Here is a 26,602-nt window from a genome sequence, read left to right as displayed (position 1 = left end):
TACTAAAAATCATTTATTTTATATACATTTATTATTACTTATAGTCAAAATTTAAAGAAAAAATTTTTTCTTTTTATTCAATCGTCCATTTTTTAGGTTGCGAGTTATTTCAAAAGGGCATGAAAAAAGCATAGTGGCAGTATTTGTCAACTATGCTTTTTACTTATTCATTTTATTTGTTTACTTTGGAATAGCGACCATTTTGAATATAAACACTCAAGATAGCTAAATCAGCTGGGTTTACCCCCGAAATACGTTCGGCCTGAGCTAAAGTCTCAGGACGAATCTTTTCAAATTTCTGACGAGCCTCAGTTGCTAAGCCCTCAATCATTTCATAATCAATATCAGCTGGAATCTTTTTAGCTTCTTGACGCTTTAAACGAGCAATTCTGGTTTCTTCTTTCTTGATATAGCCCGCATATTTAATCGCAATCTCTACTTGCTCTTTGACATAACGGTCACCATCGATCTTTTCGCCAGTGAGTCGTTCGATATCATCGATCTTAACATGTGGACGGCGTAAGAAGACGTCTGCCTTTACGCCGGCTTTCATTGGTTCCTGGCCGATACTCTTCAGATATTGCTGAACATCATCAGTCAAGTGGACCGTAATTTCATGCAATCTAGCTTTTGCATCCCTAATAGCTTGTTTCTTTTCTTCAAACTTTTCGTAACGTTCATCAGAAATCAAACCAAGTTCGTGACCGTATTCGGTCAAGCGCAAATCTGCATTATCATGACGCAAAATCAAACGATATTCGGCACGACTAGTGAGCAAACGATATGGTTCATTAGTACCCTTAGTTACCAAATCATCAATCAAAACACCGATATAAGCATCGTTTCGTCCCAAGGTAAAGCCAGGCTTGTCTTGCGCACTTAGTGCAGCGTTAATCCCAGCAATCAACCCTTGACCAGCGGCTTCTTCATAGCCTGACGTACCATTCATCTGTCCAGCAGTAAATAAGTGCTTGATGTTCTTAGTCTCAAGAGTGTGCTTCAATTGCCATGGTTCAACCACATCATATTCAATTGCATAACCTGGGCGCATCATCTCAGCGTGTTCAAGTCCCGCAACTGAGTGAACCATTTTAAGCTGAATTTCTTCAGGCATTGAAGTTGAAAAGTCGCCTACATAAACTTCTTTAGTAGTTCTACCTTCTGGTTCAAGGAAAATTTGATGACGATCTTTATCGGCAAAACGAACCACCTTATCTTCAATAGAAGGACAATAACGAGGGCCCACTCCCTTGATAATCCCACTAAACATTGGTGCTCGATCAAGATTATCACGAATAATTTCATGGGTACCGTTGTTGGTGTAAGTCATCCAGCAAGAGATTTGATTCTTTAAATAGTCAACGTCTTTACTTTCATATGAGAAATGACGAGGAGTTTTATCACCAGGCTCTTCTTCAGTCTTGGAGTAGTCAATCGTATTACCGTTAACACGTGGAGGAGTACCAGTCTTAAAACGACGAAGCTTAAAACCAAGTTTTTCAAGGTTTTCTGACAACTTGATTGAAGGAGTTGTGTTGTTAGGACCTGAAGAATAAGTAAGTTCACCAATAATAATTTTGCCGCGTGCTGCAGTACCGGTAGTCAACACAACGCTTTTAGCATGGTATTTTGCACCTGTATTGGTAATTACACCTTTGCAAACGCCGTCTTCTACTACTAATTGATCTACAATTGCCTGACGCAAAGTTAAATTAGGCGTATTTTCAATAGTATCCTTCATATGCTCATGATATTGCCACTTATCAGCTTGGGCACGAAGAGCACGTACGGCTGGACCCTTACCGGTATTCAACATTCTCATTTGAATATAAGTAGCGTCAATGTTTTTACCCATTTGTCCGCCCAAAGCGTCAATTTCACGAACCACAGTCCCTTTAGCAGGACCACCAACTGATGGGTTACATGGCATAAAGGCAACCATATCCAAACCAATAGTCACAAGCAAGGTCTTTTGCCCCATATGTGCACTTGCCAATGCTGCTTCACACCCTGCGTGACCTGCTCCAACAATAATTACATCATATTCATTTGAATCATATGTTTTAATCATATTCTTCCCCTACTTTCCTAAACAGAATTGACTAAACAATTGCGTTACCAGTTCATCTGGCGCGCTTTCTCCAGTGATTTCGCCTAAAGTATCCCAAGCTCCAGTGAAATCAATTTGCGCGATATCTACTGGGATGCCATCATCAACTGCTTGCACTACATCCTGCAATTCTTTTTTAGCCTTAGCTAAAAGTGATGTTTGACGCTGGTTAGTAACCATTACTTGATCATTAGAATTTTCGATACCAGCAAAGAATAGTTTATTGATTAATTCTTCTAATTTATCAAGATTTTGCTCTTTCAAAATTGAGGTTAAAATAACGTCGCTGCCAGTTTGCTTCTTCATTTCATCAACTGTTATCTTTTGTCCTAAATCAGACTTATTCAAGACAATAATTCTCTTTTTGTTCTTAGTTTCTTCAATTAAAGCTCTATCTTCAGCTGTTAATTCTTGACTAGCATCTATCAACAAAAGTACTAGATCAGCACGATCTAGCGCCTTCTTTGATCTTTCTACCCCGATTTTTTCAACCTTATCGTCTGTATGGTGAATTCCGGCAGTATCAATTAATTCTAGCGGTACTCCTTTTACAGACACATATTCTTCAAGGGTATCTCTAGTGGTTCCGGCTACATCGGTTACAATTGCTTTATCACTTTGAGTCAAATAATTAAGCAATGATGACTTACCCACATTAGGGCGTCCAACAATTGCAGTCGCAAGACCATTACGCAAGATTTTACCCTCTTGTGCAGTCTTCAACAGTCGATCTATTTTCTTAATTACTGATTTAGCAGTATCAGACATTTGCTTGGCAGTAACAGTATCGGCATCATACTCTGGATAATCAATATTTACCTCTACATTAGCCAGAGTATCCAAAATCTCCTGTCTCATAGCTTGAATTTTATGCAAAAGCCCCCCAGCAAGCTGCCCTACAGCGACCTGACGTGCTTTATCTGTTTTAGCACGAACAATGTCCATCACACTTTCAGCCTGAGTTAAATCAATTCTGCCATTAACAAAGGCACGCTTAGTAAATTCACCCGGATCAGCCATACGAGCGCCATGACTTAATAAAAGTTGCAAAATATGATTTGTAACTACGATCCCACCGTGACAATTGATTTCAACAATATCCTCACGCGTAAAAGTCTTGGGCGCACGCAATACTGTGACCATTGATTCATCGATAGTTTTACCAGTATCAGGATCAATAATATGACCATAGTGAATAGTATGTGTTGGTACTTTAGTCAAATCTGCACCTTTAAAAACTTCATTAGCAATTTTAACTGCATCTTCACCCGACATCCGTACAATGGAAATTCCGCCTTCGCCAATAGGGGTGGAAATTGCAGCAATTGTATCGAACTCTGTTAAAGTTTGAGCCATAATTTCACCTTTTCTTAATAAAAAAAGTGCATTATACCACCACGAATAAACATGATGGATAAAGCACTTTGACTACTTTATCTAAAAATCATTTTAGATTGATATTCTTTTATCTCTTTTTGCGTCCTAAACGCTTGTAAGTTTTTCTTATCTTACGTTTACGCTCACGTTCAGCTTCTGCCTTAGCCTCTTGCTCTCTCTTAAATTTAATAGGATTTTGCAAGATAAAGGTCTGAACTGCCTGGAATAAGTTGGAAATAACCCAGTAAAGTGTAATTGCTGATTGGAAGTTCAATGCCATTACACCTACCATGATTGCCATTCCGTAAGTCATTACCTTTGTCATCCCATTTTGAGCTGACTTAGGCGTAGCTAACTGACTAATGTAACTAGACAAGAAAGTGAAAACCATTGCCAAGATCGGCATTATGAAGTATGGATCTGGTTTACTCAAATCCATCCATAAAAAGCGTCCTGTTTGCAATTGTGGTGTACGTTGAATTGCCCCAAACAAAGCATACATAACGGGCAATTGAATCAAAACAGGCAAACATCCAGTATATGGATTTACTCCTGCTTCTTTATATAGTTTATTAGTCTCTTGTTGTAATAGCGTCCTTGATTCAGTGTCACGTCCTGGATATTTCTTACGTAACTCATTAATTTGTGGCTGAATGCTTTGCATCTTGGTTGTGCTTCGAATAGAAATAGCATTCAAAGGCAACAAGACAACACGAACAATAATGGTAAAGACAATAATTGCCCAGCCATAACTATTGCCCATTAACTTAGCTAACCACAAAATGAAAGCTGACATGTAATAAACAATCCATCTGTCCCACCAATTTCCACTGTTATGTGAAATCGGAGCAACATGACCGTTTGCACCTTGAGTCGCACATCCTGTCAAAACGACAGCAAGTGTAATCAAAGTTAAAACGGCAATAAGACGTTTGACACTTCTCTTGGTCAGAATGTCCTTCAATCTAATTTTCCTCAACTTCATCTGGCATTTCTTCAATAATATGAGCCAAAGCTAATGCATGAAGCAAGTTTTTTCGTACTTTGACCATATCAAAATTACGAGCATAAGGCCGGGTAATGATTAAAAAATCAGCATGTGGATCAATCTCCAACTTTTTTTCATCAATTACGGCCCGAATATAACGCTTGAGTCGATTACGTGCAACTGCAGTATGCCCAACCTTCTTGCCAACAGAAATACCTACACGAAAGTGCCTGTTTTCTGCTTTTTCTACCTTATAGATGACAAAAGCACGGTTAGCTACTGAATTACCAGACTCGAAAACTTGCTGGAAATCTTTTTCAGATTTTACTCGATAAGACTTTCTCAAAACGTTTCATTCCACTCTATGTAGACTAAAAAAACCACTGGGATTCAGTGGTTTAAGCAGATAAGACTTTTCTACCCTTTGCGCGGCGTCTTGCTAAAACCTTACGGCCATTTGATGTGCTCATACGCTTCATAAAACCATGAACACGTGAACGGTGACGCTTCTTAGGTTGGTAAGTTCTCTTAGTTGTCATTGTAAACTGCACCTCCATAAAATCTTTGTGCTAAATACACAATTTCTTATTAAGAATAGCACGAATAGCCGCAAAAACCAAGTATTTATTTAAAAAAAGCATTCATGATTCATTCAAAAATAAATCCCTTAAACAGTATTTTTATGTGGATAAAAAAATAAATATTTTTTCACACGAAATAATTCACAAGATAATTCCCAATGTTTTCCACATCCCACAGGATGTTAAAAATTAAATTCACACCATGTGGATAACGCATATGGTAATGCGCTTAAATTATTGCTACAATAGCAAAAGTAATCCACAGATCAATTGTGCATAAAGTAACTTTTTGCTTTTCATCATGTCAAAATGTGCATATTATTATTAAAATAATCCACAGACTGTTAATCATGTTAATTACTTTTACTCTTGTGGAAAACTTTTATATAAAATGATACACTTAATGTGCTTTTTACTATTGGGGGAATGCACATTGTTCGACATTGAAAAATTCTGGCAACATTTTAACGATGAGATGCGGGCTCGTTTTAATGAAGTTGCTTATAATGCATGGTTTAAAAATACTAAGCCTATTTCTTACAATAAAAATACACATGAATTGAAAATCTTAGTTCAAAATCCTGTTGCAAAGGGGTATTGGGAGAAAAATTTATCTTCACAACTGATTCAATCGGCCTATGGTTACGCCGGAATTGAAATATTACCTGTATTTCAGATAACTGAAAATAACGAAAGTCCTGAACGGATCGTCACACCCGAGCCCAAACATGATATTCAACTACAACAAGAAAAAAGAGCACCTAGACAATTCACCAAAAATTTAAAATTAAACGAAAAATATACCTTTGATAATTTCGTTCAAGGTGAGGGAAACAAATTAGCTGCCGGCGCCGCATTGGCTGTAGCAGACAGTCCTGGTAGCTTTTACAATCCACTCTTTATTTTTGGTGGTGTTGGTCTTGGAAAAACACACTTAATGCAGGCAATCGGTCACCAAATGTTAGCCGAACGTCCTAATGCAAAAGTAGTCTATATACAGAGTGAAACTTTCGTTAATGATTTTATTAATTCCATAAAAAATAAAACGCAAGACCAATTCCGCGAAAAATACAGAACTTGTGACTTGCTGTTAGTCGACGATATTCAATTTTTTGCAAAAAAAGAAGGTATTCAAGAAGAATTCTTCCATACCTTTGAGACTCTATATAATGATCAAAAGCAAATCGTGATGACCAGTGATCGCTTACCAACTGAAATTTCCGATTTGTCCGAGCGTTTAGTTTCTCGATTTACATGGGGGTTACAGGTTGAAATTACACCTCCAGATCTTGAAACACGAATTGCAATTTTACGCAAGAAGGCAGAAGCAGAGGGCTTAGTCATTGATGACAACACTCTCGATTACATAGCCTCACAAGTAGACACTAATATTAGAGAACTTGAAGGTGCACTTGTTAAAGTTCAAGCATATGCAACTATTGAAAAAGCAGACATAAATACAAATTTAGCTCGAGAGGCTCTTGTTGATCTAAAATTAGTCCAAAAAAATCGCGGGTTACAGATATCTAAAATCCAGGAAGTAGTCGCAAATTATTTCCAAACTTCAACTGCCGAATTAAAGGGTAAAAAGCGTGTACGGCAGATTGTAGTACCAAGGCAAATAGCGATGTACTTATCTCGTGAGTTAACTGATGCTAGTCTACCAAAAATTGGACAAGAATTTGGCGGCAAAGATCATACCACGGTAATGCATGCATATGATAAAATCGATAAGCAAATAAAAACGGATACAGAAATAAAAAGTGCTGTGTTTGATTTGAAACAAATGCTTGAGCATTAATTATCCACTGTGGATAACTTTAAGAGTTTTACACATAGTTTTTAACCGTTTAAATTCCGTTATTTTAAGGCTTCTACTGAGTTTTCAACAAAATTCACAGGCCCTACTACTACTAATTAAATATATAATTAATATAAATAACTTAGGAGGACAACAATGAAATTTACAATTAATCGTAATCTGTTTATAGAAAACTTGAACAATGTAATGCGGGCTATTTCCTCAAGAGCAACTATTCCTATTCTTAGTGGTATTAAGTTGGACTTGACTGAAACAGAATTAACCTTAACAGGTAGCGATACAGACATTTCAATTGAAATAAAGATACCTGTAAACGAAGACTTAAATGTGGAATCTACAGGTTCAATTGTTCTGCCTGCTAGATTCTTCAGTGAAATTGTTAAGAAATTACCAGGTAAAGACTTTTCATTTGAAGTAAAAGAAAGTTTCCAAACTCAAATCGTATCTGAAAATAGTGAATTTACAATTAATGGCTTAGATGCAAATAATTATCCACGTTTACCTGAAATCCCTGATAATGCCTCATTTACTATTTCTGGCAAAACTTTCCGTGAAATTATTAATGAAACGCAATTTGCCACATCTAACGATCAAACGAGAGCTATTCTTACAGGTGTTCGTTTCTTCTTTAATCCAACCAACATTAAGGCAGTCGCAACTGATTCTCACCGTTTATCACAGAGAACTATTACTTTAGAAAACGGACCTCAAGCAGAAACCGATCTGATTATCCCTGGTAAAAGTTTGCAAGAATTAGCTAGAATTATTGGAGAAACTGATCCAGAAGTAAAAATTTGCCCTGGTGATAACCAAGCATTGTTTGTAATTGGCAATCTTTCATTCTATTCACGTTTGCTTGATGGCAATTATCCTGACACTGATCGTTTAATTCCAACTGAAAAAACTACTAGTGTTGAATTTGATATTTCAGAATTATCTAGTGCACTTGAACGTGCAAGTTTGTTAACACACGCGGGCCGCAATAACGTAGTAACTTTAACTTTGGATACTACGAACCAAACTGCAAAGTTATCTGGTAAATCCGCAGAAATTGGTAATGTAGAAGAAGATGTAAGTTTCAGGAACTTGGAAGGAAATGACTTACAAATTTCATTCAACCCTGATTACATGCGTGATGCACTTAGAGCTTCTATTACCGATTCTGTAGTAATGAGTTTTACTAAGCCACTGCGTCCATTCGTCATTAATCCAGATAAAGATGATATTGAATTTGTTCAATTAATTACACCAGTTAGAACCTACTAATTAAGTACACAAAATTTAGGTATTAAAAAACTGCCCCATCGTGGGCAGTTTTTATTTGTTTTTCTGTTAAATGCTAAAAATCGACGCTCTAGTATTTTTTATTCGGGATAGTGTGATCAGGTTATTTGCAAAAAAACCGCAGAAAACGCCTTAAATAGCGGTTTAAGTTTGTTATTTGTTATGAAAACTAATATAATTATATAGGTAAAAAGAGTATTGAAGGTGAACATCATCAAATATTTTACAATTGTTGGCGACTGTATAACTTTAGGGCAATTCCTTAAAGAAGAGAGCGTTGTTTCGTCAGGCGGACAAGCTAAATTTTATCTCCAAGATAATCCAGTAACTTTAAATGGAGCACTTGAGAATCGTAGAGGTAAAAAAATTCGCGTTGGAGATCATTTGCTAGTTAATGGGCAAGAATATGAATTTCGGCGGGAAGAGTAATGTATCTTGATCATTTTGTAGTTCAAAATTTTCGTAATTTAAAAAAGCTTGATATCGATTTTGATCCTAACGTCAATATTTTTATTGGCAAAAATGCGCAGGGAAAAACCAATCTTTTGGAAGCAATCTATTTTTTAGCGTTGACTAGATCCCATAGAACCAATTCTGATAAAGAATTAATAGGTTTTGGTGGCGAATACACCAATTTGCTTGGTCATGTGCAAAAAAGCCAGGTTGATTTAACATTGCGTGTTTTGATCACCCAAAAGGGTAAAAAAGTATGGATTAATCGTGTTGAGCAAGCTAAGTTATCGAAGTACGTTGGCCAATTAAATGCAATTTTATTTTCTCCGGAGGATTTGGAGTTGATAAAGGGTGCTCCAGCCTTGCGGAGAAGATTTATGGACCAAGAATTCGGTCAAATAAATGCGGAATATTTATACTTTGCTAGTAAGTATCGGCAAGTTTTGCTTCAAAAAAATAATTATTTAAAGCAACTTGCCAAAGGAAAAACAAAAGATCAGGTCTTTTTGGATGTATTGTCAGATCAGCTTGCAGGTATTGCTGCAGAAGTGATTTTTCGTCGTTTTAAGTTTTTGCGATATTTAAGTCACTATGCTAGCGATGCATATGCACATATCAGTTTGGGTGGTGAGAAGCTAGCAATAGCGTACCACCCATCTGTTTCTACTATTGAAGCGGATGATACTGTTGAAGAGATTTATCAAAAAATACTAGCAAACTTTGAACGCAATAAAGCGATTGAAATGCGGAAGGGTACTACTACGTCTGGACCGCACCGAGACGATATTGAGTTTAAGCTCGATGGTAAAAATGCCCATTTATATGCTTCCCAGGGACAGCAACGTTCCATTGCTTTAAGTGTAAAGTTGGCAGAAATTCAGTTGATCCATCAATTAACTGATGAATATCCATTGTTGTTATTAGATGATGTGATGAGTGAGCTAGATCACACTCGTCAAAGTGCACTCCTTAATTATATTCATGGAAAGACTCAGACCTTTATCACTACAACAGATCTGGAAGGAATTTCCTGGGAAATAATTAAGAAGCCACGTGTGTACCACATTCAATCTGGCAAAATTAGTTTTGAGAAGGAGAATTAAATGGCTGATAATTCAAAGAAAAATCTTGATAAGGTCAAAAAATATGAAAAAGAGGCCGACAAGTATAATGCCAGTCAAATTCAAGTCTTAGGCGGCCTGGAGGCTGTTCGTAAGCGACCAGGTATGTATATCGGTTCGACTAGTTCTCAGGGATTGCACCACTTAGTGTGGGAAATTATTGATAACAGTATTGATGAACGACTTGCTGGTTTTGCTACCAAGATTGAAATTACTGTTAATGAGGATGGTAGTGTTACTGTTCAAGATGATGGTCGTGGTATCCCAGTAGATATTCAGAAAAAGACAGGTCGTCCAGCATTAGAGACTGTATTTACTGTACTTCACGCCGGTGGCAAATTCGGCGGTGGCGGATACAAGGTATCAGGTGGTTTGCACGGTGTTGGTGCATCTGTTGTAAATGCTTTGTCCACTAAGCTTGATGTAACTGTCATGCGTGATGGTAAAAAGTATTTCATTGATTTTGATCACGGCCGTGTTAAGGATGATATGAAACAAATTGGTACTGTGCCACTTGATCAACATGGTACTATTGTTCATTTCTATCCAGATCCTGATATTTTTACTGAAACTACTACTTTTGATGACAAGATCTTAAAGAATAGAATTCGTGAACTTGCATTTTTAAACAAGGGATTAAAGCTTACTTTTACTGATAAACGTAAAGATAGTGCTGAAACCGACGTATACAAGTACGAAGGTGGTATTAAAGAATACGTTGCCTTTTTGAACAAAGGACAAGAAGTATTATTTGATGAACCAATCTATGTTGAAAGTACTTATAACGGTATTGATGTGGAAGTTGCTTTGCAATATACAAATGGCTATAAGACCACTTTGATGACTTTCGCTAATAATATCCACACCTATGAAGGTGGGATGCACGAGGCTGGTTTTAAGACTGCTTTAACTCGTGTAGTCAACGACTATGCGCACAAGGCTAAGATCTTAAAGGATAAGGATGACAATCTTTCTGGTGAAGATATCCGTGAAGGAATGACAGCTGTTGTTTCAGTTAAGCACCCAAGTCCTCAGTTTGAAGGTCAGACCAAGACTAAGTTGGGTAACTCAGATGCTAGAACAGCAGTAGATAAGTCATTCTCTGAGACTTTTAGCCGTTTCTTAATGGAAAATCCATCTGTTGGACGCAAGATTGTGGAAAAGGGACAACTTGCTGAACGTGCTAGAACAGCTGCTAAGCGTGCGCGTGAAGTTACCCGTAAAAAGTCCGGTTTGGAAATTGCAAACTTGCCAGGTAAATTAGCTGACAATACCAGTAATGATCCAAGTATTTCTGAATTATTTATCGTTGAGGGTAATTCAGCCGGTGGTTCAGCAAAACAAGGTAGATCTCGTTTGACCCAAGCAATTTTGCCAATCAGAGGTAAGATCTTGAACGTTGAAAAAGCTTCAATGGATCGTATTTTAGCTAACCAAGAAATCAGATCTTTATTTACAGCTTTGGGTACAGGCTTTGGTGCAGATTTTGATGTGTCTAAGGCTCGTTACCATAAGTTAATTATCATGACTGATGCCGATGTCGATGGTGCTCACATTAGAACTTTGCTTTTGACGCTGTTTTACAATTACATGCGTCCAATGATTGAAAAGGGATATGTATACATCGCTCGTCCACCTCTGTATCAAGTTCGTCAGGGTAAGGTAATTAAATATCTTGATACTGATGAAGAATTGCATGATTACTTAGGTAGTTTGCAACCAAGTCCTAAGCCAGTTGTACAGCGTTACAAGGGGTTAGGTGAAATGGACCCAGAACAATTATGGGAAACTACTATGAATCCAGAAAATAGACGTTTGGATCGAGTAAGTCCTGAATATGCCAAGGATGCGGATGCAGTCTTTGAACTTTTAATGGGTAATGAAGTTGCTCCAAGACGTGACTTTATTCAAAAGAATGCTAAATATGTTGAAAATTTGGATGCATAGGAGAGGTTAGATGGACGATAATCAAACTCAAGATCGTAGAATTAGAAACGTCGATTTAACTAGCATGATGCGTAGTTCATTCCTGGACTATGCAATGTCAGTTATTGTAGCTCGTGCTTTGCCTGATGTTCGCGATGGTTTGAAGCCTGTACAGCGTCGTATTCTTTATGGAATGAGCGAATTAGGTGTTACGCCTGATAAGCCATACAAGAAAAGTGCCAGAATTGTTGGGGAAGTTATGGGTAAATTCCACCCACACGGTGACTCATCAATTTATTTAGCTATGGCGCACATGGCACAAGACTTTTCATACCGTTACATGTTAGTTGATGGTCACGGTAACTTCGGTTCTGTTGATGGAGACGAACCAGCCGCAATGCGTTATACCGAAGCAAGAATGAGCAAAATCGCTGTTGAAATGCTTCGTGATATCAATAAAAACACAATCGACTGGCAAAGAAACTATGATGATACTGAAAATGAACCAGTAGTATTGCCAGCTAGAATTCCTAACTTGTTAGTTAACGGTGCTAACGGTATTGCTGTTGGTATGACAACTAATATCCCACCTCATAACTTGAGCGAAGTAATTAGTGGTTTGCACATGTTGATGAAAAATCCTGATGCCACTACTAAGGATTTGATGAAGGTTATTCCAGGCCCTGATTTCCCAACTGGTGGAATTATTATGGGTCGCGGTGGAATTTATCGTGCTTATGAAACTGGTAAGGGCAACATCGTTGTACGTGCCAAAACGAATATCGAAACAGAAAAGAGTGGCCGTGAAAGAATTATTGTTAGCGAAATTCCTTTCATGGTTAATAAGGCTGAATTAGTTAAGAAGATTGCTGACTTAGCACGTGAAAAGATCATCGATGGAATTACTGGTGTTCGTGATGAATCTGACCAGACTGGTATGCGAATTACTATTGATATTCGTAGGGATGCCAGTGCCAGTGTTGTTTTGAATAATTTGTTCAAACAAACTCAAATGCAGGCTAACTTCGGCATGAACATGGTTGCCATTGTTGATGGTGCACCACACTTCTTAACTTTGAAGCAAATGTTGCAATATTACTTGGACCACCAAGAAGATGTTGTAACTCGTAGAACCAAGTTCGAATTAGCTAAGGCTGAGGCTAGAGCCCATATTCTTGAAGGGTTGCGAATTGCTCTAGATAATATTGATGAAATTGTTCATATTATCCGTAACAGTCAATCAAGTGATATCGCTAAGGCAACTTTAATTAGTCGCTTCGGTCTTGATGATAAGCAATCTCAAGCAATTTTGGATATGCGTCTTGTACGTTTAACAGGCTTGGAACGAGATAAGGTTGAGGCCGAATATAGAGAGTTGCAAGCTAAGATTGCCGATTACAAAGATATTTTGGCTAAGCCTGAACGGATCGATAAGATTATTTATGATGAATTATTAGATATCCAAAAGCGCTTTGGTGATAAGCGTAGAACCGAAATTGGTGCTAGCGAAGTTGTTTCAATTGAAGATGAAGATTTAATTGAAAAACAAAATATTCTTTTGACTGTAACTCACAATGGTTACATCAAGAGAATGCCAATTCAAGAATTTAAGACCCAAAACCGTGGTGGTAAAGGTATTAAGGGTATGGGTGTTCAAGATGGTGACTTTATCGAACACTTAATTTACTCAAGTACACATGACATGCTTTTGTTCTTTACTAATGCGGGTAAAGTTTACTCAAAGAAGGCATATGAAATTCCAGAATATGGTCGTATGGCCAAGGGATTGCCAGTAGTTAACTTGCTCCAATTAGAGAAGGGCGAAAAGGTTCAAACAGTTATCAACATTCCTGAAAATGCGGATGATAACTACTTGTTCTTTATCACCAAGATGGGAACAGTTAAGCGTACCCACGTTAGCGAATTTTCTAACATTAGAAACAGTGGTTTGATTGCCCTTACTCTCCGTGATGGGGATGAATTGAGCAACGTTTTGACCACTGATGGCAACCAAAACATTTTGATCGGTACTCACTCGGGTTATGCCGTTACCTTCAAGGAAAGCGACGTTCGTGCTATGGGTAGAACTGCTGCGGGTGTACGCGGAATTAACTTACGTGATCATGATTATGTAGTTGGTTCTGGTGTATTAGGTGCAGACGACCAGGTATTAGTCATTTCTGAAAAAGGCTACGGTAAACGTACTCCAGCTGCAGAATATCCAGTTAAGGGCCGTGGTGGTAAAGGTATCAAGACTGCTAATATCACTGAAAAGAATGGCCTACTTGCTGGCGTAATCGTTATTAGTAAGGGCAAGGACATCATGGTTATCACTACTGATGGTATTATGATCCGCTTTAAGACAAAGGATGTTTCTCAAACTGGACGTAGTACTATGGGTGTTCGCTTGATTAAAGTTAACGACGATAGTCAAGTCGCAAGTTTGACCATTGTTCCATCTGAAGCTGATCAAGATCAAGTTGATGATGAAGATGACAATGACGATAATGAGTAATTAATTAAAAAATCAAAAAATTTGAAGTTTTAAAAAAATTATCAAACTTTTTTGCGTAATAAATAATGAACAGTAAAAAACTATTTAGGATCACGTGAAAAACTGTTTGGTAATTTTTTATTTATATGCTAGAATTAGAAATTGCGAGTAATATTTCAATTACTCCTTGTTCTTGATTTTAGCAAGAACCATATAGTCCAAAAGGAGGTGCATTAGTCATGGCAACTACAAAGTACGAAGTAACTTACATTATCAAGCCTGATGTTGATGAAGAATCAAAGAAGGCCCTCGTAGAAAACTACGACAAGGTTATCGCTGATAACGGTGGTACTATGGTAGAATCCAAAGACTGGGGCAAGCGTCGTTTCGCATATGAAATTGATAAGTATCGTGAAGGTACTTACCACATTATGACTTTCACTGCTGACAACGCTGACGCAGTTAACGAATTTAGCCGTTTGTCAAAGATTGACAGCGCTATCTTACGTTCAATGACCGTTAAGTTAGACAAGTAATTTTAATTTATTGTTTTCGTGATTTAGGAAAGGAAGGACATAAGTATGATTAATAGAGTTGTACTTGTTGGCCGTTTAACACGTGATCCTGAATTGCGTACTACTGGGAGTGGAATCTCGGTTGCTACGTTTACTCTTGCTGTTGACCGTCAATTTACAAATAGCCAAGGTGAGAGGGGCGCGGACTTTATCAGCTGTGTAATTTGGAGAAAATCTGCAGAAAACTTCTGTAACTTTACTTCAAAGGGTTCATTAGTTGGTATTGATGGCCGTATTCAAACCAGAAGTTATGACAATAAAGATGGGCAAAGAGTATATGTAACTGAAGTTGTTGTTGATAACTTCGCATTGCTCGAATCACGCAAGGATCGTGAGGCCCGCGGTCAAAATGGTGGTTATACACCAAATACTGGAAATGCTGGTGCTCCAAGCACTAACAACTTCCAAAATAATGGTGGATCACAAAATACTACTCAGAATACTAATAATCAATCAAACAACGCTCAAGATCCATTCGCAGGATCTGGCGATCCGATTGATATTTCTGATGATGATCTTCCATTCTAAAAATATTTAAAGAAAGGATTCTAGAACATGGCTCAACAAAGAAGAGGCGGCCGTCGTCGTCGTAAGGTTGACTACATTGCAGCTAACCACATCGATTACGTTGACTACAAGGATGTCGATCTGTTGAAACGTTTTATCTCAGAAAGAGGTAAGATTTTACCACGTCGTGTTACTGGCACTAGTGCTAAGAACCAACGTAAAGTTGCAAATGCTATTAAGAGAGCTCGTATCATGGGCTTGTTACCATTTGTTGCTGAAGACTAATTAAAATTAGATCGAATACAAACCAAAAGGACAGGATTATTTCCTGCCCTTTTTTAGTGCCATTTTTTCATTCATAACGCGTAATAATGTATAATTGATACTGATATATTTTACCTTGTAATAGGAAGGATCTTCATGAAAGATTTTTTACGTAAGCTTGAATTGCCTGAATTTATTAAAGATTCGCGATTAACAGCTTCCGTAGTAATCATTTTAGTACTTTCTTTAGTGGGAAGTATTATTGCGATGATTATGAGTCCATTATTTGGTTTAGCAATGGTGCTAATTTTTATTATGTCTGTTGCTTTTGCCATTTATGGAACCTACATTTTGGCAGGTAAGGCAACTAATTTTGCCGTTAATCTGTCTTACCGAATAAAACGTAGTGAGCAAGAAGCCATGATCAAGATGCCACTCGGTATTTTGCTCTATGATTCTGATCATCAGATTCAATGGGTGAATCCTTATTTGCAATTGTATCTTAAAGATACGGATTTAGTAGGTCACACAATTGAAGCTGTAGATCCAGATCTGAATAAATTGTTGAATGAAGCGATTGAAGCTAAAACCTCAGAAAACCATATAGTTAATTGGGATGGACACCGTTTTGAAATGGTGGTCCAAGATGATTTGGGCGTAATTTATCTGCTAGATATTACGCGTTATGCAAAAATCGAAGATAAGTATGAAGCTGAGCGTCTGGCTATTGGACAGATCTTTATTGATAATTATGATGAGTTAAGCGAAACAATGCATGATCAGGAACTGACCAGCATGAGTTCATATGTACAAAACACGTTAAGTAATTATGCTAAGAAGTTTAAGGCATATTTAAAGCGGATCGATGAAGATCACTTTTTACTGCTAGTACATATGCAAGATTTAGCTGAGATGGAAAAGGATAAGTTCTCTGTCTTAGATAAAGTACGACAAGAAACTAGCCGTAACAACACTCCGCTTACCTTGTCAGTCGGGATTGCCTTCGGCTCCGATTCACTCTCTGAAATTGCCAACCAGGCACAATCTAATCTTGATTTAGCCTTAGGTCGAGGCGGGGATCAAGTTGTGCTTCGTCAACCGGGCAAGGATGCACGCTTTTATGGTGGTAAATCCAACCCAATGGAGAAGCGAACTAGAGTCAGAGCTAGAATGGTCTCTCAAGCAATTAGTGAACTATTCAAAGATGCGGACCGTGTTTTCGTCGTTGGACATCAGCGTCCAGACATGGATTCAGTTGGTAGTGGTATTGGTGTCGTAAAGTTGGCTCGCCTTCATGGCGTAAAAGCTAATTTTGTTTTAGATACTAATAAAACAAATTATGACGTAGGGCGCTTAGTGATCAGAATGCAACAGAAGAATCAGGATAAAGATATTTTTATCAGTCCTGAGGAGGCTCTAGCTGAAGCAACTGATAAATCAATGTTGGTTATGGTTGATCACTCTAAGTATTCAATTACTTATTCTCAAGCCTTGTATGATCGTTTGAAGAATAGAATTATCGTAATTGATCACCATAGACGTGGTGAAGAGTTCCCAGAGAATCCAATGCTTACCTATGTTGAACCATATGCTTCTTCAGCCTGTGAGTTGGTTACTGAAATGATCGAGTATCAACAGCCAGCGCAAGGCAAGCAAGTTTTAACAGATCTAGAAGCAACTGCAATGCTTGCCGGTATCGTAGTTGATTCTAAAGAATTCTCGCTTAGAACGGGGACTCGAACCTTTGATGCCGCAAGTTACTTGCGGTCAATCGGCGCTGATTCAGCTGTGGTAAGTTCACTGCTCAAGGAAGATATTGATAGTTTCCTTGAGAGAACACATTTGGTTGCTACATTGAAGATGGTAAAGCCGCATATGGCTGTTTTGTGTGGACCTGATGATAAGATTATCGATCCAATTATCACGGCTCAAGCAGCTGATACGGCACTTGATTTGGAAAATGTGGGTGCTAGTTTTGCCATTACTCGGCGCACTCCAGACACTATCGGTATTTCTGCACGTTCAATGGGTAAGATTAATGTGCAGATTATTATGGAAAAGCTGGGCGGTGGCGGCCATCTTTCTAATGCGGCTACTCAGATTAAAGGTGTTACCATTGAAGAAGCAAGAGCAAAATTGCTTCAAGCAATTGATGAATACGAAAAGGAAAATGAATAAAGGAGAACAAAATGAAGGTTATTTTTACACAAGACGTTAGAGGTCGTGGCAAGCGTGGACAAGTTAAGGAAGTTCCAGATGGATATGCACAAAACTATTTAATCAAGCGTGGCTTGGCTAAGGCAGCTACCAAGGGTAACATGAATACCTTAAAGCGTGTAGAAGCTAACGAAAAGGCTGCTTACGAAGCTGAAAAGGCAGAAGCTAAAAAGATTAAGGCAGAGCTTGAAAAAGACGATACAATCGTTAACTTCAAGTCAAAGGCTGGTACAGATTCACGTTTGTTTGGTTCAATTTCAAGCAAGAAGATTGTAGAAGGCCTTGAAAAGCAATATGGTATCAAGGTTGATAAGCGCAAGTTGAACTTGCCAGAACCAATCAAGACTTTAGGTTACACTAATGTTCACGCTAAGTTGTTCAAGGGTGTTGAAGCTACTATTCGTGTACACGTTACTGAACAAGACTAATTTTATTTTTGATAAAAAGTGGTTGTGATTGATGGATAATATTGTTTCTCAACAAATTCCACACGACTCAGATGCCGAAAAGGCTGTTCTGGGCGCGATTTTTATTGATCCAGAAGCAATTGCTGATGCGAGTGCGGTAGTTCAACCGGAAGATTTTTATGAAAGAGCAAATCAGATCATCTATCAAGCGATGCTGGATTTGTCAGATCGCGGGGATGCAATTGATCCGCTGACTCTTCAAGATGAACTAAATAAGAGAAATCAGCTAGATGACATTGGTGGGATTAGTTATGTTTCAGAATTAGCACTGGCAACGCCTACCGCTGCGCACGTTACTTACTATGCGCAGATTGTGCACCGAAAGGCGTTATTGCGCAGACTGATTTCTGCTAGTCAGAAGATTATTTCCAACGCAATTGATGGTTCAGATGATGTAACTGATATTCTTGATGACGCGGAAAGCGAAATTATGAATGTCTCATCAGAAAATAATAGTGGTGGTTTCAGAACAATCAAAGAAATCGTTAATTCCACTATTAAGGATATTAATAATATCCCTGATGACGGCAACATGGTTACAGGATTGCCAACAGGATTCGCTGAGCTGGATAAGATGACGACTGGTTTTCATGATGATGAATTGATCATTATCGCTGCACGGCCTGGTGTAGGTAAAACTTCATTTGCATTGAATGTGGCACAGTTTGTGGGGCTGCATACGGATAAAACCGTGGCGATGTTTTCTCTAGAAATGAGTGGAGAACAGTTAGTTCAAAGAATGTTAGCATCCTTAGGACTAATAGATTCTCAGCATTTAAGAACAGGTCAGCTGGATGAAGAAGAATGGCGCAAGTTAGTAATTGCGTCAGGCTCGCTTGCTAACACGGATATTTTTATCGATGATACTCCGGGTATTAAAATGAGTGAAATCCGTGCAAAAGCCAGAAGATTAGCCAAAGAAAAAGGTAATCTGGGGCTAATTGTAATCGACTACCTGCAGCTGATTGAAGGTCCACGTAGTGAATCACGGCAACAAGAAGTTTCCGCAATCTCACGTCAATTGAAAAAGCTGGCTAAGGAGCTTCACGTGCCCGTTATTGCCCTTTCCCAGTTATCACGGTCGGTTGAGCAGAGGCAGGATAAACGGCCTGTATTGTCCGATATTCGTGAATCTGGATCAATTGAACAGGATGCCGATATTGTATCTTTCTTATATCGTGATGACTATTACCGCGATGAGCCAGAAGATGGTGAAAATAGCGGTAGCAGCAACGAAGTAGGATCTGAAGACGATAACGGTGAAGTTGAAGTAATTATTGAAAAGAACCGTTCAGGTAGTCGTGGGACTGTTAAATTAATGTTCTCGAAGCCATATAACCGCTTCTCGAACCTGGATTATGCTCATGATGATCCTGATGGCAATTAAGCACATGTTAAAAGCATGTGCTTTTTTATTTAGTAAGAGTATTCAAAATCCGAATATTAAGTGATAAACGTTGATATAACAGCAAATATAAAATAAATATCAGAACAATGGTAATAAATATAAATAATATAATTCGTATTTTATATTGAAATCTAGCATTTATTCTGTTATACCTATTTATGTGATGAAACCTATTAATTAATTTTTTGGAGGAATTTCAGGTTTATGAAGTTTAAAAAAGTATTAGTTGGAGCTTTAGCAGTTTTAGCTACTGTTTCACTTGCGGCATGTTCGAACAATCAAAAGAGTAGTTCATCTTCATCAAATGAACCAAAAGAATTGAATGTCGAATTCGTACCAAGTACTCAAGCTAACAAGATGGAAGCTAAGGCCAAGCCACTTGGAACGCTTTTACAAAAACAATTGCATATTCCAGTTCACGTAACAGTTTCTACAGACTACAGTGGTTTGGTTGAAGCTATGTCATCTAAGAAAGTTGACGTTGGTTTCATGCCACCATATTCTTACATCCTTGCTCATAAACGCGGAATTGCGGACGTACTTTTACAAGCTGAACGTTACGGCTATGATGAACCATCTGGTAAGATGAACCACACTTTGATGCACAAATACCGCGGTATGATCGTGGTTAAGAAGGGTTCTAAAATCAAGTCATGGAAGGACCTTAAAGGTAAAAAGATTGCTATCGGTGATCCAAGTTCTTCATCCGGTTACGTTTACCCAGTTGCAGAACTTTACAAGAAGGGCTTAAATGTTACTAAGGAATGTAAGCTTGTTAACATCAAAGGTGATGATCAAGAAGTTCTTTCAGTATTGAACGGTGACGTTGATGCTGCATTTGTCTTCTCAGATGCACGTAACATCGCAGCTCAAGACGATAAGAAGGCAATGACTGACGTTGTGCCAATCTACTTCACTAAGTGGATTCCTAACGACACCATCGCAGTTAGAAAAGACATGCCTAAGAAGTTTAGGGTTAAATTGGCTAAGGCTTTTAAAAACATTGCCAAATCCAAGAAGGGTAAGCAGATCATTGAAAGTATCTATAACCACTATGGTTATGTAGATGCTAAAGATTCTGATTTTGATGGCTTGCGTAATTATCAAAAGATTGTTAATAAAGCAACTGGCAAATAATGCCTGCATTGAAAAGACTCGCTTTGGTAAAAAGTGGGTCTTTTCTTGTGCGTGATACATCGGTTAAAATAATTAACAAAGGAGAAAAAATATGAAAATCGCCGTTTTAACTGATAGTTCAGCTTATTTAACTAAAGAACAACAGGAAAAATACCATATCGATGTTTTACCTATTCCTATTATTTGGAATAATAAAACATACCGTGATCTGATTGATATTGGTTACGAAGAGTTTTATCAAAAGCTAAATGAAGAAAAGAACTTGCCAACTACTTCACAGCCATCAATCGGTAATTTACAAAAGAAGATTGATGAATATGTCCAAGAGGGCTACACCGATGTGATTGTAATTACCTTATCTAGTGGTATTTCAAGCTACTATTCTACTGTGCATAGTATCGCTGAAGCCGAAACTAGAATCAAGATTCATCCATTCGATAGCAAAATCACCTGTGCTGGTGAGGCCGATTATGCTATCCTTGTAGGACGCCTTGTCGCAGCCGGAGCAGGCGTTGATTTAATCATGCATGATTTAACTGACTTGCAGAAAACAATGGATGTGCGCTTTATGGTGGACGATTTAAGCCACTTGAAGCGTACGGGCCGTCTTTCTAATGCAGCTAGTTTTGTAGGTGCTTTATTAAAAGTCAAGCCGATTCTTTCAATGGATGTGCAAGCTGAAGGACACATTTCCGCAATTGCTAAAGAACGTCAAACCAAGCGGGCTTATAAGCATATCCAAACAGATTTTGATAATTTAACTAAGAATATGCTATATAAGATTCAATGCACGATTTTTGATTCGCTTGATCCAGATAAAAAAGCGGAGTGGGTCAAGGATTATCAAGCTAAGTTCCCTAAGTATAAATTCAATACTAGCATCATTGGCCCAGTCGTTGGAGTGCACGTTGGACAAGGAACTATGGCGATGATTTGGTGTCGTGATTTGGATGATTATTTTGATGAAAATGGTCAACCCATCAAAGGAATTGACTCAAAAGAAGTCGTAGATAATGCGTAAGTAAAGAAATTTAATTACATATGCATGAAAGCCTTTACACATAAGGGCTTTTTTCTTTATAATAGGTGCAGCACAAAACTATTTGGAGATAAAAATTTTTACGAAAAGGATGAGAATATGTCAGATAAGAAATATGTCGGCAGTATTGAAGCCGGTGGTACTAAATTTATCGTAGCAGTACAAGATGTTGAAACTGGTAAGGAAGTCGCAAGAGACCGTATTCCTACTACCACCAATAAGGAAACCTTGGAAAAGACTGCAGAATTCTTTAAAAAGCACCCAGTTGATGCATTAGGCATTGGTACTTTTGGTCCAATTGATATTAATCCTAAGTCAAAAACTTATGGTTATATTTTGGATACGCCAAAGCCAGGTTGGTCAGGTACTAATGTTAAGGGCTTCTTTGAAAAAGAATTAGGTATTCCTGTAGTAATGACAACTGACGTTAATGCATCATGCTATGGTGAATATGTTGCGCGCGGCCGTGACGATTCTAAGAGTTACTTCTATGCAACTGTAGGTACTGGTGTGGGTGCCGGTATCGTTCAAGGTGGAAAGATGCTTGGGCTTAACAACCACCCTGAAATGGGACACATGCTTGTCCGTCGCTACCCAGGTGATGATTATGAAGGTCACTGTCCATTTCACAACGATGCTTGTGTAGAAGGGATGGCAGCTGGTCCAAGTCTTGAAGGCAGAACTGGTATCCCAGGTGAAAAGCTTTCTCGTGATAATAAGGTCTTCACTTATTCCGCATACTACATTGCACAAATGCTCTTTAACGTTTACATGACTGCTCGTCCAGATGTGATGATCGTGGGTGGTTCTGTATTAAACGAAGACGATTTGACTAAAGTAAGAAAGTTTTTTGACGAATTTAACAACAACTATGTAGCTACTCCAGATTTAAATGAATTAATTGTTCATCCAGCTGTAGCTAACAATGGTTCAGCTACCTTAGGCGACTTTGAATTAGCTAAGAATTTGCTCAAGTAAAAAACGAATCAAAAATAAATATGCAACAAAAAGGCTCAACTTGTTAAGAAAGACGTAAGGCGAGCCTTTTTTGACGTAATCGGATACAAATCAGTGTAATATTAAAAACATAGAAAACCTATCACATTATTTTCCCGAAAGGAGTCCTACCTATGAAAAAAACAGATAGTAGCTTAAAAGACAAGGTTATCGGAAAAGTGAAAGAGGTCGAAGGTAAAGTTACCGGCGACAAGGCTCGCGAAGTACAAGGAAAAGCTCAACAAGCTAAGGGTAAAATAAAGGAAAAGGCTAAAAAGTTAAAGGATGATCTTGAAGATCATTAAAATAGCAGTTTGTTTTATTAAACCTTACATGGAAAGAAAATAGGTGATCCTATGTTATATTGGATCTGGGTTTTAATAGTTGGTGCCATAATAGGACTAGCCGCTGGTTTCATAACTGGCAAAGGCGGGTCGATGGGCTTTATAGCTAATACGATAGCTGGGCTAGTTGGCTCAACTCTTGGACAAGCAATCTTTGGTGAATGGGGACCCCAAATGGCTGGCATGGCAATAGTGCCGTCCATATTGGGAGCAATAATATTGGTTGCTTTGGTTTCATTCATCATGAGTATTTTCAATCGACAAACTGAATAAAAACTTAATACTAAAAAAGGACATGCACTTGCATGTCCTTTTTGTTTCATGTGAAACTTTTTTACTTTAATTTTTTGTTTTCCGCATCTTTTTCAGTCTTGAATCTAGTTTTAATTTCTTCAGGCAAAATGCTTGGAACTGAAGTGTCATAGAATTCGTAAAAGATCGGCTTCTTATTTGAGTCGTTGCTTTTTGGATATAGAGCAAAATCTGTTTCAGAAAATGGTAAGCTAATGTTTCCGCGAATTGCGTTAATAATCTCGTTGATCATGTGCAAAATATATTTTCGTGTATCAGGGGTAAGCGACATAATTACGCGGCTAAAGCGAACAGTTCCCAGTAACTTATGAGCAGTTATTTGGAAGACGTCAGTAATATTCAATTCTTCAAATGATTGAAACATAGTGTCCCACAATTCGCCTCGTTGAATATCAGGAATTGTGTGATTGAAATCAATTAGAGAATGGCGCAAAGATCTGGCTCCAGAAGTAAGACCATCAGCTAAAACGAAACTATCGCGACCAACGCTCCAGCGGCGCGGATCGTGTTGCTGAACCATAGAAGCATTGCTTTTAGTAATTAAAACTCGCTCAGGGTGATCTAACATCGCTCCAATAATAGATCCTTCAGGTAGGTATGTCTTCATTTTAGGTAGGGCACGAACAAAGCCGGGAGAACGCCATACTTCACCAAAGAAGCCGGGACCATCAAAACTGATGGCTTTAATAATGCGATCCTGCAATTCAGGTTCAACGACACTTAGAGCATATTCTGCGTAGTTGCCGCCCTTTGAATGACCAGTAAGATAAATTTTATCATTAGGAAATTCTTCGGCCATTTCTCTAAGATAATCGGTGGCGACATCTTGACCATAGATTTTAGGCATGTAATTCATAGTCATGTCTTCATTCCAGCCAATGATAGAACTATCGGTGCCGCGATAAACAATGAGAATAGTATTGGCATTTAGACGAAAAGTAGCGGCAGTAAATTGCAACGGATAAGGATCTTTTTCTAAGCGATTGGTCCAATTTAGGATTTCAACGTTGCCTAGGCGTGGACTTTTAGGTAAAAGCCAAATTTGTGCGCCTGTCTCATCGTGCATTTGTACTTGAAAAGATGGGAGAACGCGCAGTTTTTCTGCAACTTCAGCTAAAGTATGCCCCTTAGCTGATTTGTCTACTGGTAAATAAATTAAAGAAGAAAATAAAGAGGCGTCAACGCTATTAAAAGGCTTTTCTTTGAAGGTTAAGTCACCGCGCCAGCGTAAATAATCAAGAGTGCCTGACATATATATGTCCTTTCTGTATTAATATTGATGTATTTTACAGGATCTTTCTTCAAAAGAAAATCTCAAGCAGAATTGCTCGAGATTTAGTTAAGTCCACCGCGTGTGTAACTAATTCGAGTAATATCAGGATACTTGCGCAGTGCCATCACAATGTTGTTTTCATTAATTTTATTATTGATAACGCCATCGACATAGAAGACAATTCTTTCATCGCTAACATCTAGAATTTTTATATTGATGTTTTCAACTTTGTTTTCCTCAAGTTTCTTTTTTATCTTAGATAAAATATGATGCTGGTTAATGGCTTCAATTTGGATATTAAAGCGAACATGAGGTGTGATCTTGCTGATGATCACATCATCGTGGAAGAGCATTTGAATCACAAAGAGAAGGGCTGTAGAAAGAATTCCAATGAAGTACATGCCAGCCCCGATAGCCATTCCGATAGCAGCAGTTGCCCAGACACCAGCCGCGGTGGTTAAACCAGAAATTTGTTCTTTTCTAACTAAAATTGTACCGGCACCAATGAAGGAAATACCAGTAACGATTTGTGCGGCAATTCTGGAAGGATCAAGCGCAATATCGCGCATATTTAAAAGATCTGTAAATCCATACTTAGATACGATCATAAAGAGTGCAGAAGCAATTGCGACTACGATGTGTGTTCTGACTCCTGCGCTTTTTCGTTGAATAGCACGTTCATAACCAATAATCCCACCGCAAAAAGCAGCAACAATAATTCTAAGCAACCAATCTAATTCAGTTGGAATTGGTGCTAGAGTTTGCATAAAATCACTCCTTATTTCATTAAAACTACACATTCATTTTACCGTATAATCAGTGATTTGATAGTTTTGAAAACTTTTTTGAACTTTTTTGCAAAAAAGGCTTGCACAAGTCTAATTCATATGGTTTAATTAATACTGTTGTCGGGTGAGACAACAAAGAGTTGCTGACTTAGCTCAGTTGGCAGAGCACGTCACTAGTAATGATGAGGTCGGAGGTTCGAATCCTCTAGTCAGCATTAAGAAGAACAGTTAAGCTTTTTAAAAAGGTCTTTAATGACTGATTTGAAAGGCTTTTTTCTTACTTTAAGATAATTTGAAATGCTTTGAAATAAAACGAAATAGTTTGAAATAAACACATAGCAAACACACAGAAGTAAAAAAATGTGTTTATGTGTGTTTATAGAATTTTGATGGAGTGCCAAATGTGCTGGTATAATGGGCTTAATGCCCATTTTTTTGTGTGTTTAAAAAGTAGAGGTTTGGTAATGAATAGAAAAACAGAAAAGATTAAAGACTATTTTTATATGCATTTTAAGCTTAGAAGTGTTATCGCAATAATATTAAGTATGACTATTGGCATCTGCATTGGTTTCATTTGGAATGGAATGCTAAAGTATAAAATTTTAATTACAGGTGAACAATTTGGATCAATTGCAGAATGGTTTAGTGGAACAGTAGCTGCGATTGGTGTTTGTCTATCTTTATATCTTGCTTTTGGTAGAAGAAATAAAGTTGAAGTATATAAATCTTTTGATGAAGTTAAGGCCATTAATGGCAAGAATGTCCCAGGTGTGATTGTATTTACTGCTTATAATAAAAGTGATAGAACAGTTCCTTTAGAGTTTTATGGAGTTAGAAAAAAGAAAGAAAAGATATTTAATAGGCCGTATTATAATTCTAAGCATAAGGGAAAAATTGATTATTCACCTCAAAGGATTCATTCTGGAGAATCTTTAAAGTTTCCTTATAGTATCGCTGATTTTGCTATGGCTTGTGATTTAAATGATTATGTAGGTATACTTGAATTTTGTTTTGCAGAACCAGATGGAAGAAAGCATATAAAAAGATTCAAATGGGGAAATTTTGATTTAAAGTTCAAATAGATCCACTATTTATGGAGTTTAAGAATTTTTATATAAT

General features: G+C 37.8%; 25 protein-coding genes and 1 tRNA gene. 19 read left to right on the top strand and 7 right to left on the bottom strand.

Annotated features, from left to right (window positions below):
• Window positions 1–172: 172 nt before the first annotated feature.
• The 5 genes from mnmG to rpmH all read right to left on the bottom strand — a co-directional run bounded on the left by mnmG (window position 173) and on the right by rpmH (window position 5,014).
• Window positions 173–2,071, bottom strand: a complete 1,899-nt coding sequence (gene mnmG / locus CP357_RS02365; RefSeq protein WP_098036451.1) for a tRNA uridine-5-carboxymethylaminomethyl(34) synthesis enzyme MnmG — start codon at window positions 2,069–2,071, stop codon at window positions 173–175.
• 9 nt (window positions 2,072–2,080) lie between these two features.
• A complete protein-coding gene (gene mnmE / locus CP357_RS02360) occupies window positions 2,081–3,466 on the bottom strand; it encodes a tRNA uridine-5-carboxymethylaminomethyl(34) synthesis GTPase MnmE (protein WP_087176518.1) in 1,386 nt (461 codons plus the stop codon).
• 109 nt (window positions 3,467–3,575) lie between these two features.
• Window positions 3,576–4,472, bottom strand: coding sequence for a membrane protein insertase YidC (locus CP357_RS02355; RefSeq protein ID WP_198995845.1), 897 nt, complete (start codon window positions 4,470–4,472; stop codon window positions 3,576–3,578).
• On the bottom strand, window positions 4,453–4,821 hold the full coding sequence (gene rnpA / locus CP357_RS02350; protein ID WP_087176516.1) for a ribonuclease P protein component: 369 nt from the start codon (window positions 4,819–4,821) through the stop codon (window positions 4,453–4,455). The genes CP357_RS02355 and rnpA overlap by 20 nt, the downstream gene beginning before the upstream one ends.
• Before the next feature lie 52 nt (window positions 4,822–4,873).
• Window positions 4,874–5,014: a 50S ribosomal protein L34 gene (rpmH, locus tag CP357_RS02345; RefSeq protein ID WP_003549412.1), complete on the bottom strand. Its 141-nt coding sequence runs from the start codon at window positions 5,012–5,014 to the stop codon at window positions 4,874–4,876.
• A gap of 475 nt (window positions 5,015–5,489) precedes the next feature.
• On the opposite strand from rpmH, the gene dnaA reads away from it, so the two are divergent.
• From dnaA to CP357_RS02260, 17 genes are all read left to right on the top strand, one after another.
• On the top strand, window positions 5,490–6,857 hold the full coding sequence (dnaA, locus tag CP357_RS02340; protein ID WP_087235770.1) for a chromosomal replication initiator protein DnaA: 1,368 nt from the start codon (window positions 5,490–5,492) through the stop codon (window positions 6,855–6,857).
• 156 nt (window positions 6,858–7,013) lie between these two features.
• Complete coding sequence (dnaN, locus tag CP357_RS02335; RefSeq protein ID WP_087235769.1) at window positions 7,014–8,144, top strand: DNA polymerase III subunit beta; 1,131 nt, start codon at window positions 7,014–7,016, stop codon at window positions 8,142–8,144.
• 222 nt (window positions 8,145–8,366) lie between these two features.
• On the top strand, window positions 8,367–8,591 hold the full coding sequence (yaaA, locus tag CP357_RS02330) for a S4 domain-containing protein YaaA (protein WP_025006343.1): 225 nt from the start codon (window positions 8,367–8,369) through the stop codon (window positions 8,589–8,591).
• Window positions 8,591–9,718: a DNA replication/repair protein RecF gene (gene recF, locus CP357_RS02325; RefSeq protein WP_025006344.1), complete on the top strand. Its 1,128-nt coding sequence runs from the start codon at window positions 8,591–8,593 to the stop codon at window positions 9,716–9,718. Before yaaA ends, recF begins: the two co-directional genes overlap by 1 nt.
• Window positions 9,719–11,683 (top strand): DNA topoisomerase (ATP-hydrolyzing) subunit B, encoded by a 1,965-nt coding sequence (gene gyrB, locus CP357_RS02320; RefSeq protein ID WP_056945597.1) that lies wholly within the window; start codon window positions 9,719–9,721, stop codon window positions 11,681–11,683.
• A 10-nt stretch (window positions 11,684–11,693) separates the two neighbouring features.
• Window positions 11,694–14,177: a DNA gyrase subunit A gene (gene gyrA, locus CP357_RS02315; protein WP_056945598.1), complete on the top strand. Its 2,484-nt coding sequence runs from the start codon at window positions 11,694–11,696 to the stop codon at window positions 14,175–14,177.
• Between the two features lie 218 nt (window positions 14,178–14,395).
• Entirely contained in the window at window positions 14,396–14,692 is a 297-nt protein-coding gene (gene rpsF, locus CP357_RS02310; RefSeq protein WP_098036449.1) for a 30S ribosomal protein S6, read from the top strand.
• Window positions 14,693–14,737: 45 nt separating this feature from the next.
• Window positions 14,738–15,259, top strand: coding sequence for a single-stranded DNA-binding protein (ssb, locus tag CP357_RS02305; RefSeq protein WP_087235765.1), 522 nt, complete (start codon window positions 14,738–14,740; stop codon window positions 15,257–15,259).
• Between the two features lie 27 nt (window positions 15,260–15,286).
• Window positions 15,287–15,523, top strand: a complete 237-nt coding sequence (rpsR, locus tag CP357_RS02300; protein ID WP_003549366.1) for a 30S ribosomal protein S18 — start codon at window positions 15,287–15,289, stop codon at window positions 15,521–15,523.
• Window positions 15,524–15,658: 135 nt separating this feature from the next.
• A complete protein-coding gene (locus CP357_RS02295; RefSeq protein WP_098036448.1) occupies window positions 15,659–17,680 on the top strand; it encodes a DHH family phosphoesterase in 2,022 nt (673 codons plus the stop codon).
• 11 nt (window positions 17,681–17,691) lie between these two features.
• Window positions 17,692–18,147: a 50S ribosomal protein L9 gene (gene rplI, locus CP357_RS02290; RefSeq protein ID WP_087363427.1), complete on the top strand. Its 456-nt coding sequence runs from the start codon at window positions 17,692–17,694 to the stop codon at window positions 18,145–18,147.
• 31 nt (window positions 18,148–18,178) lie between these two features.
• Window positions 18,179–19,573 (top strand): replicative DNA helicase, encoded by a 1,395-nt coding sequence (dnaB, locus tag CP357_RS02285; RefSeq protein ID WP_025006349.1) that lies wholly within the window; start codon window positions 18,179–18,181, stop codon window positions 19,571–19,573.
• Window positions 19,574–19,798: 225 nt separating this feature from the next.
• Window positions 19,799–20,731, top strand: a complete 933-nt coding sequence (locus tag CP357_RS02280; RefSeq protein WP_087363423.1) for a phosphate/phosphite/phosphonate ABC transporter substrate-binding protein — start codon at window positions 19,799–19,801, stop codon at window positions 20,729–20,731.
• A gap of 91 nt (window positions 20,732–20,822) precedes the next feature.
• Window positions 20,823–21,752, top strand: coding sequence for a DegV family protein (locus tag CP357_RS02275; protein ID WP_098036447.1), 930 nt, complete (start codon window positions 20,823–20,825; stop codon window positions 21,750–21,752).
• 117 nt (window positions 21,753–21,869) lie between these two features.
• The gene (locus tag CP357_RS02270; protein WP_098036446.1) at window positions 21,870–22,748 is read left to right on the top strand and encodes an ROK family protein; all 879 of its coding nucleotides are present in this window, start codon (window positions 21,870–21,872) and stop codon (window positions 22,746–22,748) included.
• A 152-nt stretch (window positions 22,749–22,900) separates the two neighbouring features.
• A complete protein-coding gene (locus tag CP357_RS02265; RefSeq protein WP_098036445.1) occupies window positions 22,901–23,071 on the top strand; it encodes a CsbD family protein in 171 nt (56 codons plus the stop codon).
• 51 nt (window positions 23,072–23,122) lie between these two features.
• Window positions 23,123–23,383 (top strand): GlsB/YeaQ/YmgE family stress response membrane protein, encoded by a 261-nt coding sequence (locus tag CP357_RS02260; protein ID WP_087176503.1) that lies wholly within the window; start codon window positions 23,123–23,125, stop codon window positions 23,381–23,383.
• Between the two features lie 61 nt (window positions 23,384–23,444).
• Here the strand turns inward: CP357_RS02260 and CP357_RS02255 are convergent, their stop codons facing one another.
• Entirely contained in the window at window positions 23,445–24,674 is a 1,230-nt protein-coding gene (locus CP357_RS02255) for a DUF2974 domain-containing protein (RefSeq protein WP_098036444.1), read from the bottom strand.
• Between the two features lie 83 nt (window positions 24,675–24,757).
• Window positions 24,758–25,462, bottom strand: a complete 705-nt coding sequence (locus CP357_RS02250; RefSeq protein ID WP_098036443.1) for an MgtC/SapB family protein — start codon at window positions 25,460–25,462, stop codon at window positions 24,758–24,760.
• Between the two features lie 163 nt (window positions 25,463–25,625).
• Between CP357_RS02250 and CP357_RS02245 the strand changes: the two genes are divergently transcribed.
• Together CP357_RS02245 and CP357_RS02240 are read left to right on the top strand one after the other, a co-directional pair.
• Window positions 25,626–25,698 (top strand) — tRNA-Thr (locus CP357_RS02245).
• A 249-nt stretch (window positions 25,699–25,947) separates the two neighbouring features.
• Window positions 25,948–26,565 carry a hypothetical protein gene (locus CP357_RS02240; protein ID WP_098036442.1) on the top strand — a complete coding sequence of 206 codons (618 nt, stop codon included), beginning with the start codon at window positions 25,948–25,950 and terminating at the stop codon, window positions 26,563–26,565.
• The last annotated feature ends 37 nt before the right edge of the window (window positions 26,566–26,602 follow it).

The organism is Lactobacillus sp. UMNPBX6, assembly GCF_002553975.1.
GTDB lineage: Bacteria > Bacillota > Bacilli > Lactobacillales > Lactobacillaceae > Lactobacillus > Lactobacillus gallinarum.
This window is presented reverse-complemented; position numbering and strand designations above follow the sequence as displayed.

Excerpts from the sequence above, each read along its gene's own strand:
- mnmG (WP_098036451.1), bottom strand. The coding sequence starts at position 2,071 with ATGATTAAAACATATGATTCAAATGAATATGATGTAATTATTGTTGGA.
- mnmE (WP_087176518.1), bottom strand. The coding sequence starts at position 3,466 with ATGGCTCAAACTTTAACAGAGTTCGATACAATTGCTGCAATTTCCACC.
- CP357_RS02355 (WP_198995845.1), bottom strand. The coding sequence starts at position 4,472 with ATGAAGTTGAGGAAAATTAGATTGAAGGACATTCTGACCAAGAGAAGT.
- rpmH (WP_003549412.1), bottom strand. The coding sequence starts at position 5,014 with ATGACAACTAAGAGAACTTACCAACCTAAGAAGCGTCACCGTTCACGT.
- dnaN (WP_087235769.1), top strand. The coding sequence starts at position 7,014 with ATGAAATTTACAATTAATCGTAATCTGTTTATAGAAAACTTGAACAAT.
- recF (WP_025006344.1), top strand. The coding sequence starts at position 8,591 with ATGTATCTTGATCATTTTGTAGTTCAAAATTTTCGTAATTTAAAAAAG.
- gyrB (WP_056945597.1), top strand. The coding sequence starts at position 9,719 with ATGGCTGATAATTCAAAGAAAAATCTTGATAAGGTCAAAAAATATGAA.
- gyrA (WP_056945598.1), top strand. The coding sequence starts at position 11,694 with ATGGACGATAATCAAACTCAAGATCGTAGAATTAGAAACGTCGATTTA.
- rpsF (WP_098036449.1), top strand. The coding sequence starts at position 14,396 with ATGGCAACTACAAAGTACGAAGTAACTTACATTATCAAGCCTGATGTT.
- ssb (WP_087235765.1), top strand. The coding sequence starts at position 14,738 with ATGATTAATAGAGTTGTACTTGTTGGCCGTTTAACACGTGATCCTGAA.
- rpsR (WP_003549366.1), top strand. The coding sequence starts at position 15,287 with ATGGCTCAACAAAGAAGAGGCGGCCGTCGTCGTCGTAAGGTTGACTAC.
- CP357_RS02295 (WP_098036448.1), top strand. The coding sequence starts at position 15,659 with ATGAAAGATTTTTTACGTAAGCTTGAATTGCCTGAATTTATTAAAGAT.
- rplI (WP_087363427.1), top strand. The coding sequence starts at position 17,692 with ATGAAGGTTATTTTTACACAAGACGTTAGAGGTCGTGGCAAGCGTGGA.
- dnaB (WP_025006349.1), top strand. The coding sequence starts at position 18,179 with ATGGATAATATTGTTTCTCAACAAATTCCACACGACTCAGATGCCGAA.
- CP357_RS02280 (WP_087363423.1), top strand. The coding sequence starts at position 19,799 with ATGAAGTTTAAAAAAGTATTAGTTGGAGCTTTAGCAGTTTTAGCTACT.
- CP357_RS02275 (WP_098036447.1), top strand. The coding sequence starts at position 20,823 with ATGAAAATCGCCGTTTTAACTGATAGTTCAGCTTATTTAACTAAAGAA.
- CP357_RS02270 (WP_098036446.1), top strand. The coding sequence starts at position 21,870 with ATGTCAGATAAGAAATATGTCGGCAGTATTGAAGCCGGTGGTACTAAA.
- CP357_RS02265 (WP_098036445.1), top strand. The coding sequence starts at position 22,901 with ATGAAAAAAACAGATAGTAGCTTAAAAGACAAGGTTATCGGAAAAGTG.
- CP357_RS02260 (WP_087176503.1), top strand. The coding sequence starts at position 23,123 with ATGTTATATTGGATCTGGGTTTTAATAGTTGGTGCCATAATAGGACTA.
- CP357_RS02255 (WP_098036444.1), bottom strand. The coding sequence starts at position 24,674 with ATGTCAGGCACTCTTGATTATTTACGCTGGCGCGGTGACTTAACCTTC.
- CP357_RS02250 (WP_098036443.1), bottom strand. The coding sequence starts at position 25,462 with ATGCAAACTCTAGCACCAATTCCAACTGAATTAGATTGGTTGCTTAGA.
- CP357_RS02240 (WP_098036442.1), top strand. The coding sequence starts at position 25,948 with ATGAATAGAAAAACAGAAAAGATTAAAGACTATTTTTATATGCATTTT.